Source organism: Chitinophaga chungangae (assembly GCF_017742215.1).
In the GTDB taxonomy this organism is placed as follows: domain Bacteria; phylum Bacteroidota; class Bacteroidia; order Chitinophagales; family Chitinophagaceae; genus Chitinophaga; species Chitinophaga chungangae.
The window spans coordinates 240,373-252,117 of the sequence record NZ_JAGHKP010000004.1 but is presented as its reverse complement, the minus strand read 5'-3'; the positions used below and the strand labels follow the sequence as shown (position 1 = coordinate 252,117).

The 11,745-nt window shown below is 41.2% G+C and carries 12 protein-coding genes and 2 pseudogenes; 4 read left to right on the top strand and 10 right to left on the bottom strand.

Features of this window, described 5'->3' with window-relative positions; genetic code table 11:
- Nucleotides 1-28 precede the first annotated feature (28 nt).
- A complete protein-coding gene (locus J7I43_RS20830) occupies nt 29-787 on the top strand; it encodes an SDR family NAD(P)-dependent oxidoreductase (RefSeq protein ID WP_209147797.1) in 759 nt (252 codons plus the stop codon).
- Nucleotides 788-829: 42 nt separating this feature from the next.
- Here the strand turns inward: J7I43_RS20830 and J7I43_RS20825 are convergent.
- From J7I43_RS20825 to rsgA, 3 genes and pseudogenes are all read right to left on the bottom strand, one after another.
- Nucleotides 830-1,081 (bottom strand): annotated as a pseudogene (locus J7I43_RS20825) (EamA family transporter); the annotation flags it as partial.
- 30 nt (nt 1,082-1,111) lie between these two features.
- Complete coding sequence (locus tag J7I43_RS20820; RefSeq protein ID WP_209147795.1) at nt 1,112-1,516, bottom strand: DeoR/GlpR family DNA-binding transcription regulator; 405 nt, start codon at nt 1,514-1,516, stop codon at nt 1,112-1,114.
- A gap of 213 nt (nt 1,517-1,729) precedes the next feature.
- Nucleotides 1,730-2,791: a ribosome small subunit-dependent GTPase A gene (rsgA, locus tag J7I43_RS20815; RefSeq protein WP_209147794.1), complete on the bottom strand. Its 1,062-nt coding sequence runs from the start codon at nt 2,789-2,791 to the stop codon at nt 1,730-1,732.
- Between the two features lie 498 nt (nt 2,792-3,289).
- On the opposite strand from rsgA, the gene J7I43_RS20810 reads away from it, so the two are divergent.
- The 3 genes and pseudogenes from J7I43_RS20810 (at nt 3,290) to J7I43_RS20805 (ending at nt 4,634) form a co-directional block, all read left to right on the top strand.
- The gene (locus J7I43_RS20810; protein WP_209147793.1) at nt 3,290-3,826 is read left to right on the top strand and encodes a hypothetical protein; all 537 of its coding nucleotides are present in this window, start codon (nt 3,290-3,292) and stop codon (nt 3,824-3,826) included.
- Nucleotides 3,801-3,911 (top strand): annotated as a pseudogene (locus tag J7I43_RS25095) (hypothetical protein); the annotation flags it as partial. The gene J7I43_RS20810 and the pseudogene J7I43_RS25095, both read left to right, overlap by 26 nt.
- A gap of 105 nt (nt 3,912-4,016) precedes the next feature.
- A complete protein-coding gene (locus J7I43_RS20805; protein ID WP_236023446.1) occupies nt 4,017-4,634 on the top strand; it encodes a two-component regulator propeller domain-containing protein in 618 nt (205 codons plus the stop codon).
- Nucleotides 4,635-5,023: 389 nt separating this feature from the next.
- Here the strand turns inward: J7I43_RS20805 and J7I43_RS20800 are convergent, their stop codons facing one another.
- From J7I43_RS20800 to J7I43_RS20775, 7 genes are all read right to left on the bottom strand, one after another.
- The gene (locus J7I43_RS20800) at nt 5,024-5,809 is read right to left on the bottom strand and encodes a nucleotidyl transferase AbiEii/AbiGii toxin family protein (protein WP_209147791.1); all 786 of its coding nucleotides are present in this window, start codon (nt 5,807-5,809) and stop codon (nt 5,024-5,026) included.
- 2 nt (nt 5,810-5,811) lie between these two features.
- Nucleotides 5,812-6,102 (bottom strand): DUF6922 domain-containing protein, encoded by a 291-nt coding sequence (locus J7I43_RS25075; protein ID WP_378108812.1) that lies wholly within the window; start codon nt 6,100-6,102, stop codon nt 5,812-5,814.
- Between the two features lie 131 nt (nt 6,103-6,233).
- Nucleotides 6,234-8,018: a DUF4209 domain-containing protein gene (locus J7I43_RS20795; protein ID WP_209147790.1), complete on the bottom strand. Its 1,785-nt coding sequence runs from the start codon at nt 8,016-8,018 to the stop codon at nt 6,234-6,236.
- An 87-nt stretch (nt 8,019-8,105) separates the two neighbouring features.
- On the bottom strand, nt 8,106-8,918 hold the full coding sequence (locus J7I43_RS20790) for an HNH endonuclease (RefSeq protein WP_209147789.1): 813 nt from the start codon (nt 8,916-8,918) through the stop codon (nt 8,106-8,108).
- Between the two features lie 12 nt (nt 8,919-8,930).
- The gene (locus J7I43_RS20785; RefSeq protein ID WP_209147788.1) at nt 8,931-9,299 is read right to left on the bottom strand and encodes an ASCH domain-containing protein; all 369 of its coding nucleotides are present in this window, start codon (nt 9,297-9,299) and stop codon (nt 8,931-8,933) included.
- Nucleotides 9,296-10,231: a hypothetical protein gene (locus J7I43_RS20780; protein ID WP_209147787.1), complete on the bottom strand. Its 936-nt coding sequence runs from the start codon at nt 10,229-10,231 to the stop codon at nt 9,296-9,298. Before J7I43_RS20780 ends, J7I43_RS20785 begins: the two co-directional genes overlap by 4 nt.
- Nucleotides 10,228-11,727: a PIN domain-containing protein gene (locus J7I43_RS20775; RefSeq protein ID WP_209147786.1), complete on the bottom strand. Its 1,500-nt coding sequence runs from the start codon at nt 11,725-11,727 to the stop codon at nt 10,228-10,230. Before J7I43_RS20775 ends, J7I43_RS20780 begins: the two co-directional genes overlap by 4 nt.
- Nucleotides 11,728-11,745: the final 18 nt, after the last annotated feature.

Genomic DNA, 11,745 nt, shown 5'->3' with positions numbered 1-11,745 from the left:
CTTTTCATCAACAAACGTTTCAACCACGATGGATTTCCGGAATAAAACAGCGATCGTAACAGGGGCAGGCCAGGGAATTGGATTTGAGATCTGCCGGCAACTTGCGAAACACGGCGCAACCGTATTGCTGAACGACATTGACAAAGACCTTTCCCAAAAGGCGGCGGATAAGATAAGGACGGAATATGGAAACTGTATTTCCGTACCGGGAGATTGCGGTGATATAAGCTTCGTCAACAAGCTCGTTCAGCAATCCGTGGCCGAAACCGGTCATCTTGATATCGTTATTGCCAACGCCGGTATCACTTTGTTCGGCGATTTCCTTTCATATCCGGCAGATTCGCTTTACCGCGTGCTTCATCTGAATATTGCGGGTACTTTTTTTCTTGCCCAGGCGGCATCTCGGCAGATCAGGCAGCAGGGCACCGGGGGCGCTTTACTTTTCACGTCATCTGTAACAGGTCACCAGGCGCACAAGGATCTTGCCGCGTATTCGATGACGAAGGCCGCATTGGAAATGCTGGCCAAAAACCTGGTAGTTGAAATATCTCAATACGGCATCACCGTCAATACGGTGGCCCCAGGCGCCACCCTCACCGAAAGAACGGAAAGCGATCCGAATTACGCATCGGTATGGTCGCAAATAACGCCAATGGGCAGGCCTGCAACAGTCGGGGATATCGCCGATGCGGTCCTGTTCCTTGTATCGGATAAGGCGAGGCATATTACCGGCCAAAGCCTTGTGATAGACGGAGGCTGGACGGCAACCAGTCCGTCGCCGTTTTGAATGGGGAGATTGGGACGAAGCGTTTCATGTTTTGTATTTGTATCATTCAGATTTCCACATTACTCCGCCAGCAGGTAAATGACGAATACCGCCAGGAAAAGTCCCGCAACGGCGGCGGTTGGTGATTTCTTTCAGGAAAAGCACCGCCAATGCCACCGTTACCACGGGGTACAGCGAAACGATGGGAAAAACAAGATATGCGGGGCCGTCGCGGAGGGCCTGGAACAGCATCAGCTGACCGCCCGCGCCGGAAAACCCCACGATGCTGCCGGCCACCACCGCCCCCAGGGTTCCATTCGATTTTCCAGCGAACGAGGCATAGCGCTACAATTGCACAAGGCACCATCGTGAACGCCCATACGGCGTATCCTCGGCGGCGAGAAACAGTTTATCGCCGAAATAATTTTTAAAATTTTCTTCCGCTGCGCCCCGGACGAGGCTCAGCAAATTTTTCCGGAGAAAACCGCCGGGCATGTTAACGTTAGCCTGCTGATGATCGGCCATCTGGCTGGCGACATTCAGGACATTGATGATCACCATGAGGTTATGCTCGTTGCCAAGATTGCGGGCGATCTCGATGGTAGTGGAACCTGAATCAGGAATAATGGTATCTCCATCTTCCACCAGCCCGGCCGCGGCCTTGCCGATCCGTTTTTTTTCTTCGAAATGCTGCTTGTTTTTATCAGACAGGGCCACATCTATCCCAACCCCGTCAATCTTAATGTCCATGAAGGGGCATATTTACAATAACTATTATGGCGTTTGCTGCGTGGCGCAGGGACACCCATAGGCGTTTCTTAAACTCAGCTTTTGAAAAAGCCGATGCTGCCTTGTGATTAAGATACATCAGAAGGCAACCTTACCTAAACAACAAAGAGGGTGTCTCAAAGAGGAAACACCCTCTTTTGTTTTCCGGCCCAGGGGGATATTACCGCTGAGGTATCAATACTTCCTGTTTTTACGGTGTTTGAATATCTGCTTCGCCATTTTGGTAAACCGCCGTTCATCCCGTCGCTTATCAGATTCACTTGCCTGGAAATGATATTGCTCACGCAATAGTTTCAGGTAACTGCGATAAACGAGCTCCGGCAATGAGCCATTGTTGAATGCTGCAATGACGGCGCACCCCGGCTCGTGCTGGTGGGTGCAGTCGCCAAACCGGCATTGTGGCGCCAATTCCTCTATCAAAGGGTGATTTGCGCTTTCCTTTCCGGCCTCAACAGTAATGCCGAACTCGCGCATACCAGGCGCATCAATGATCATGCTTCCATTGGGCAACAAAACAAGATGCCTCGCTGTGGTAGTATGTTTTCCCTTGTTATTGGCGGCACTCGTAGTTCCTTCTTTCTGCAGTTGATACCCCAGCAGGTTGTTGAGCAATGTACTTTTACCTGCCCCGGATGAGCCCAGCAAAATATAGGTTTGCTGCGGCTGCAGGTATTGGCTGGTCCATTCGCTTTGCAGCATCGGGTACAGCGCACTGGTCAGCACCACGGGACAGCTGTATCCCAAGTCCAGCACTTGTTGCCGGTAGGTCTCAGGATCGGGCACCAGGTCTTTCTTATTCAGCAGAACGACAGGTTGAATATTGCATTGCACAATTTGGTGCAGGTAGCGTTGCAGGCGCATAAGGTTGAAATCACGATCAAGTCCCTGTACAATAAACACCCCATCGATGTTGGCGGCCAGTACCTGCCTGGCGCTTTGAGAGCCTGGTGCTTTACGGCTGAGTTCGTTCAAACGCGGCAAAGTATCAATGATCATCCCTTCTTCCTCATAACGTTTTACCAGCACCCAATCTCCTACTTTGGGACAGGTTTCGGATTCCCGGCTGTTGATGAGCGTACCTGCGAGTTGAGCATCCATGTGCCCCGTTTCTGTGATCAGCAGATGTATGAATCCCTGAATCGACAGCACTCTTGCAGCTTCGAGGTTGGGAAATGGGTTTATTTGGAAATGACGCATAAAATGCTCGTTCCATCCGTACGACTGTAGTGTCGTCATAATATAAACAGTTCTTGCCTATACGTGCGGGCAGGCACGACAAAGCGGTTACAATAGTATCATTAAAGACTTCCTGACGCAGGTAAGCGCAGTGTATAAAGGCAAAAATGCATTGCGGCCTGCGTTAAGCGGCAATGATCGAAAGGAGATAATATGGAGATAAGCGTGTCATGAGCTACAAAGGTAAGGATATTGCAGATATGACAAAGCGAAAGCGGGGTTGTAATCTTTGTTATCAACCGACGAATAGGAATGCGAAAATTGCCGGGGTTAGTTTTTAACAAGCAACCGGCGTTCCTCATTACTCAGGTTATTGATATCCTTCACTCCCGGAAAGTAGATTTTGGCTACAAAACAGTCCGTTTTACGATTTATTTACAAAGGTTACATTTCTATTTACAATCAAGTTCCTCAGGCTGAAGTATATCAATGTATTTTTGTTGCAACAAACAAAGAATGTCTTTTATGGATCTTATATCATTTAAACCAACAAAAATTATGAAAAAAATTATTTATGCGCTGATCTTACCGCTGGTGGTAAGCGGACTAGTATTTGCCAATCGCGAAATTAAAAATGAAGCTTCTAAAAGGCCAACCCCAAAACCCCTCTCCGCTGCTGAAAGGAATGCCGAACTGAAAAAATGGGAAGCTACCCCTGAAGGTATAAAGTACAAAAAATGGGTAGCTTCTCCCGCCGGCAAAAAAGTGTTTGCCGGTGCCGCCAAAATAAGGAAGAACATTAATGATTATACCAATATGGAGGCTGTTGTAACCTCTCTTTCCCTTCCGCCGGGATCAAGATTAGGTTTCGGTGTAATGGCCAGGATCAATGGTGATGATTATATTGTAAGATTTGAGCCGGAAAAGTCTCAACTTGAGCAATTGCATAGCCTGAAAGTTAACGACAAAATAATCCTAAGAAGCCATACCGTATCGCACGCGCCCAAGTATTCATACCCAATAATAACGGGCGAATATGTAGAACGGGATGGTAAATTAATTTTTCAACGTGTCCCCCGCAAAGACGGTTGCTAAGCAGATAAATTATGAGATACGTACACGTATATGCGTTGTTAGTAAAATTGGTTCGCACAGATTCTGGGATGTTCTGGAGGATCGACACGGAAACCTTTGGTTCGCTACTACTGATTCAGGCATTTATTATTACAATAGGAAATCCTTTCAACATTTTACAACCAGGGAGGGACTTGCCAATAATCGGGTTATGAAAATTTATGAAGATAAAGCCGGTAATATCTGGTTCGGCACCGGGGGTGGAGTAAGCCGTTACGATAGGAAGTCTTTTCGGAATTTTACAACTAAAGAAGGACTTTCCAATAATGATCTTACTACTATCATGGAAGACAAAACCGGGAAATTATGGTTTGGCACAAGGGGCGAGGCTTGTTTTTATGACGGAAAAACATTTACCATATTAAGAAACAAAGATGGTAAAGCGTTTAAAAACGTTTGGTCGATAATCGAAGATAAAAAAGGAAACATTTGGTTCGGTGACGTTGATGGCCTTTGGCGCTATGACGGCAGTACCTTTACCAAGGTATCGCAGAAGGGTGCTTACGCTATAATCGAAGATAAAACAGGAAACATCTTGACCACCGGTGCAGATGAACCTCCTCGCATTGGGCAGGTCTGGTCACTTTCCCGTTATGATGCAAAGTCCTTGTACGGTAAAAAGCCAACTGTAACCGAAATTATGTCAGGACCGCCAGCTTTTTTGGGACTTTTGGAAGCTAACGATGGGAGTATTTGGTTTGGTTCTGCTGGTGGCGTGTATCGTTATGATGGAAAGACCATCACGGACTTTAGAAGAAAAGAGGATTAGAAATATCGCCCATTTTTTTGATGTTGAAAAATTTCCCTTATTTCCCAATACAGAATGCATAATTGATTGATATACAATGGAAGTATAGGCTTAGCCGTTGCTTAACCCATGCTTTTCGGACGCTTCATACAATCTTCGGAAATTGACCTTTTCGGAAGATTTTTACCGCCCAAAACCGTAAAACATCTCTCGAAAACACCTATCCGGCAAGGGAAATTAGGGCTAAAAATAGTGAATTAACCTAAGTGACGGAGTTCGAGCTTTGGGAGGTCAGGTTTGACTTAGAAATCTTTAAGTAAGAAATCGTCAGAGAAATCGGCGCTCTGCTTGACGGGCGAATGGATATGCAGATATGTTGTCCGGGCTTAAGAAAGACCGGAACCACTAGTTTAATTTATGGGTTTTGCAGGTGGAGGATTTATACCTCTCTTACGCATCACTTCCTTGACTTTGGATTTCCATGAAGATCGTGCGGAAATCCAGCCTTTGCTGTGCGGCAATATGTCAATACTGTCATTGGAGTGGTTCGGGCGATTGGGTCGTGCTGAATAGTTATTATCATCGAACTCCAATAGAAGGTTAAGGTCGTCGACAGGGCTCTTCCTGTCATCAAGATCGAACAGTCCTTCATACTCGCTTCCGCTATACTTTTCCAACTTTTCCCGCAATGATCCTAACAATTCCTCCAGACTCATCTCGGACGTGAGGAGGTCCAGGTCATAGATATCCTTTTTAGCTTTACGGTTACTGGCGCTCATCAATTTCAATAGTGCGATATCCTTCACGGACAGCATCCGGACGCCATCCCTTTCCTCGACCGGATCCACGATCTGGATATTCTGTATAGCTTCGACCTTAATCTTCGTTTCACCTTTTGAAATAAGAGCCCGCAGAAAGCAAAATTGCTCGCCGTTTTCGGGGTCTAAAATCTCACAAAATAAAAGTCCTTTTCCGAAACGCCGCTCCAAGTCCTGCTTCATGCTCTCCAAACCGGCAAGCCCTACCATCCTGGTCGAGAATAAATCGATATCAATTGACCTCCTGTGATTATAACGGATCGCCAAGTTAGTACCTCCTGCTAACGCAAAATCAGCAAAAGAGGGTAACGCCTGGATTTCCCGTATAGCCTCGAGAAGTTCTAATGATACAGCCTTTTCAATTTGATTGTGGGACATTCTTATCGATGGGAATATCGGTGAAAGGGGGGAATATGGTAACGGTGGGCCACCATCTCACAAACGCGGTTGCTGATTCTCTCTTTGGTGGATTTGAGGTTCCGGACGATTTCGTCGCTTGAATAAAACATCTCCAACCTGGAAATATCGTCTTCGAAGGACTTTTCGTTCGTCATGTACAAAGCGCGCGGGATAATTAGATCCTGATCTCTTTCTGGTTCTAACTGCTCTATCTTTACATCCCAAAAGAGATGCTTTGGAAAAATTAACGATATGTTTGTTGCTTTACTCACTTCTCTAAGTTACCTATTTCCGTCGATACCTCTTCCGATATACATTAACAAGCAATTAAGGAACGTGCAACCCGCTATTTATCAATTAGTTTCAATTTTATTAAATTCAATAAACGTAATTTCCATACGGTCTAATTTTCACTCAGCGAAGGCTCAAATTCCTGGAATTTGATAAGTCCTAGAAGCAAAAACGCAACAAAAACACGATCTGCTTTGCGGTAATCAAAACCATTCGTTTTCATCATGCCATGGCAGACCTTATTCCGAAGGTTCCATCCCCGCTGATCCGTAAATAAGACCCTTAAATAAAAAGATTCGTCTTCTCCAAAAGAATCAACAATTAGTTCATCCCGCAAAATATCATCTAAAACTCTAACATTGTCTCCGCCATTCTTACCTTCTCGCCAGATGCTTCCACCATTCAATTCAACCAATTTCAAACAGGCAGCTTCAAATTGTGGTATTAATATATGTAAGGAGACCACAAAGTCACCTTTTAGATAAGCCGAAATGCCAGCTTCAATCAACCCATATCGGTCAGGGGCTATTAAACAGGAACATTTTAAATATTCCATAATATTTCCTACCGTAAGTAAGGATTGTGTTTTCCCTGCCGTTATACAAAAATGAAGTAACACGGACCCATATGACATATTTGTAGATATACCCATGACTTCATTGCCATTAATATCTACATTCTTAGGCCCCACTTTGGCAACTGTCCTGCCTGAGCCATCATGCAGGCTTTTAGTTAATAGTGCCGAAATGCCCTCCCCACCAAACACCGAAAGTTTTGAATCCTTTGAAGGAATAAATGCAGTAGCTAGGCGCGACAGAACTTCAGGAGCATCGCCTAACATGCATTTTGCGACAAAATCGTCAATAGTATCTTTGGATACTTTAAACTCCGTAGCTATCGGAACCATAGCCTCAAGTACAGCAGGACTTAGCGCTTGTATTCGTTTGTATACTTCTATGGCTTCTGTGAATAAATTGTGTGTTTTATAATATTCATTTAATCTTCCTAAAAGATGAATAGCTTGAACTGGTTGAATTGATAATACTTCAGCTTCGTACGCTGTAGCTAACAATCCTAGTAGTCGTTTAATACTCTCTTTATCATTTATTTTCTTGTAATAATCCAAAAGCCTATCCAAGGCGACATGAGCACTATTTAACTCTGGCCGACCATTAGGTTTCGGGGTAAGACCTAAGGAAAATTTCCCTTCCAAATCATCTACAATTTCCGCGATAATTGACTCATCAATTTCCTTAAGTTTGTCTTTAACAATTAAGTCATAATTGTGCCGCCAGATACCAGGCTTCTTACTATCCTCATGTTCCTTTGCATATTTCCTAATTTTCTCGATTGCTTCGCCTGTTAACGCCTTATTCCTAAAACTTAACGCTAAAGTAAGCGCTCGTGATAGCTTCTTGAAAACGGTTTGTGAAAATACGTAACGACCTGCTTGGCCAGCTTGAAGTAAACTATTGACATAAACTAATCCAACCTTATCAAAATCCGGTTTCGTATTTCTTATTTTTTTGGAAAACTCCCATACCAAACCCGCATACCTACTCTTAAGAATGGGATTAGAACATTGATTTATTCTGCTTTCCCAATAATCCAAAAGCTCTTTGCTAATTTTAGTTAAAGGAATTGCCTCGAATACCTCACCGCCGCCTGAATTTCTCAATGCTGGACCGAAATACGTCTGCCAATTAGCCTTGCCATATTCATTATCCTCCAATAACGAAAATGCATATAACTCCGCCAAAACTAATGGCTCAAAATCTTCATCTTCCGGCAATGCGCCTCTGATCATTCTGGCAATTTCCAAATCATCTTTTATTGGTCTTAGCTGGTTATCATCAAACTCAGTAAGTAACTTTAATATGCTATCATGTTGGCTCATGATTAAAATTTCCTATTAATTTCATGAAGGATTAGTTCAAAACCAAGGGATTATATTTAATCCACTGATGTATACCCGACAAGTAGGCTATGCCTTGCTTTTAGATTTCTCCCAACTTGTTCTAGAATACCAAAGGACTTTGACACCGCGCTCTTCTAACTTCTGAATAATACGAGGATCAGGGAACATTTCATTTAAACAAATAGCCCAATTATCAATACCCACTGTAAAATTAAATACTACATATCCATCTGATTCAAAAATAGAATAGTCATAGCAAAAGACTTCCTCAGTCACACATCCAGCTTGATATTTATACTTTACAAGATCCGAAATGTCCCCATTTGCTTGGTAAAAAATTGGCCAAATATCCCGTGCAAGGCCGCTTCTTATATATCTGCGAATTTGATCAAATTCCGATTTCCGTGCATTTTGGCTATTCTCTAGGCATAGTAATTCCAGTCCGATTTTACCTAAGAACCTTCCAATCTCAAATACTACCTTGGGTGTTATTACATATTTAACTTGGGTTGGCATTCCGCCTTCAAACTGATCCTGACTGGAATTATGAACAATTAGCTCAGTTAAATCATAATCCCTTGCAATAAAACTGATATTATCGTGGTGCTTATGTGCATCAGGCAATATACCTCTATCTTCCGTGCTCTTATTAAAATCAACTGATGCAAACTTCCCCTTCTTAGTTTTTATCCCAAGTATTGTACGCCAAAAACCCATAGGAGTATTCGACAATACATATCTCTCTATTTTGCTTAGGTGTTTTTGACATTTATCACAAACTTCACCCTTCAGTACTAGCTCCTTGTTACCTAATGATTCGGGTATAATATGCTCTACCGTATTGAAGTCTTTTTTGGAGTTGCAAAACAAGCATATCATTCAAGAAAAATTTTAACAATACGCAAATGATTGGGGCGGCAGAAGATTAAATTCTGACTTAAGGCACTTTGGATGTTTATATCTCTTTACTTTTTTTATCTTAATTGCGTAGCCTTGCTCTTTTTGCGCAAAATACTTATCAAAAAATTGCTTACTAATTCCTGAAAACTGATGGGTAGTATTCCACAAATCATCTAGACCACAGTTTATAATCTCATCAATTTCAAACTCACCTATTACACGTTGAACCGGGGATGATGCATAGACAATTACTGTTTTTATTTCTTGATTTTTAAAAATGCTCTTTCGGAACTCGTATTTTTTCGTTCCGTTGAATATTTTTTCTGCAAACTCTGGTTTTATCGATAATACAACTTTCATCTCAAGTTTTCTTTGATTATATCATAAACATAATTACTAACCAGTTCAATTAAAAGAGCAATTGCAGCTCCAATTAAAAGATACTTAAAAATTGTAGACCAATTATTCTTTTCGTACCTGGTTTTTATCAAAACTGCTACATTCTCCTTATTAGTTTCTTTCCAATGATAGGCTAAATATACATTTCCCCTATTTTCCCTCAAATCTACATAATTATCCCATCTGTAATTTTCCAAATTCCTACAATTTCCATAAGGCAAGTGGTTACCTACGACTTCCTCCTTATTTGAACATATGAAGAAAAAATGAAGTTTTGAAATTCTAACTTCACCGTCACTTCTTATCTTTTCAAGGAGATCGAGATTCAGATCTCTAATCTCGTTCACTCTGAAGTCGATCATTTCAATTATAGAAAAGGCACTTTGAAATATGGCATTTGTTGGACGGCTGACAGAAGATAACGAGTTAACAAACTCGCCTTTAATTCTAAACCGGAAATAGATCTTTTCTCTTCTTGGTGGGATTTTAAATGACACAATTGTTCCTCCATAGCAATTTGTAAATTGCAAATCAGTGTCGCTAGTCCTATAAATGTAAAAAACGGTTTCCTTAGCCTTTCGTATCTCATAAAACTTTGTGCTCGCATTCGATACAACATCATAGTCTTCGTTAAATATTGCGCTAACCAAATCTGGCTTGTCAATAAACTTAGAAACTATATCCTCAAAATCGTCTTTTTCAATCCTCTTTGGAAAATAAAGATTCAACGAATCGATATTTCTTTCAGACTCGACTTTGATCCCAATATCAATAAATTTGCTTGGACCCGATTCCCCATTTGGAATTTTCCATAGGTTGAAATGCAATTCTAGGTTCTCAACTGACTTAGTGGTATTAGGGAGTGGTGTGCTCCAGATTGCTATGCTTTTCATTTACCTATAGAATAATTTGCAATTTTCAAAAAATCATCTCTTGATATTTCCCTAAATCCTCTAGGAGCATTCCCCACATCACTAATAATTCCATTCTCTATTAACCAGGCTAGAGTCGGACGTTTTCGAAATGAATAGGCATATATGAAATTCACAATAAAAGGTCTATTGTATTTGCTGTAATTCCATTGGCCGGACAATTCTTCCTCTGTATAAACGCTTCGTTTTCTACACAACTCAATAAAAGTTCGTTCATCAGGTATTTTGTCTATTAATGATTCTACTATTCCATAGGTGCTTACTACACTTTTATAAATACCTCCGGTTCTGTAAAAAACTATAATGTCACCCGCTTGTAAATCTCTTTCAATTGACCTGGAAACATACACTTTGCTAAGTGCGTTCCGATGAGGTTCGTTCTCCGTGAAATTTAATGGGGATTCCGTCCTTAGAATAGAATCGGGAAAAAGTTCCGTGTGATACTGCGGGTAAATTGGAACTAAGAATATTCTGCTTTTCTCAGAGATAAAGGGAAAGGTCTTTTTGGGATATTTACAATCGATCGGCTGTGTCTTTTCGAAGTTTTTAACTAATACTTTCTCTTCACCATTGCTGGTTACTTTTTTCCCATGTAATACAAACCCCCAGTCTTCAAGTAAATTTATTAGTCTAACTTGTTCGGGCCGCTTATCAAAAATAGTAACATATATCTCGTCGACTTTATATAAAAGCGCATTATCAAAAATGATCTTAAGAAATCTTTCTCCAATTTTAAATCCGTTTCCAGTTACCTTGAATGTACCAATTTTCAGTCGCTTTTTCCTTGTAAATCCCGGTGATATATCTGAATAGTTTTCATCAGTTCCTTCTACCTTAATATATAAAAAAGCTGCAAGTGAATTTTCCGTATAACATACATAAGCCACCTCATCAGCCTTTTTATTAAACCATCTGTCAAATCCTACATAATCTTCTCTAAAGCTATCGAAAAAAGGATCACTTAACTGAACGTGCGCAAAGTCGACTTTCTTAACCGCTAACACCTTATAATCTACTAAACTTGGATTTTCTGCGTTTACCTTTTCAAGAAATCCATCGATATTAAACACTCTTTCAGACACTCCCAACAAACCAGCCTTTGTGTGAATTTTTTTATCTTCTGAAATCAACAAATCAACTCTATCACTGTATAGTTCATTTAAAATCATCGTATCGTTCCTGTCATTGGCATTAACGTCAATTTTGCTGCTTATCTGTGCAACCAACTCATTTTGAGGAGCAACATTCTTAATCAATGTATAATTATCAAGTTTAATTGACATAGTTTCAACAACACTTGAATTCTGATGTTTTCTTAGTTCTTCAACAGTTACCGGATGAATAATTTTTGAATACTTCAGCCTGTCAATCCAATAAAACAGTATTCCGATATCTTGGTTTATTACTCTTGACGCCTCCCTATGTATAATAATATTAGTGTCGAGCAGGATTCTCATTTGTCGTAGAATTTGTTT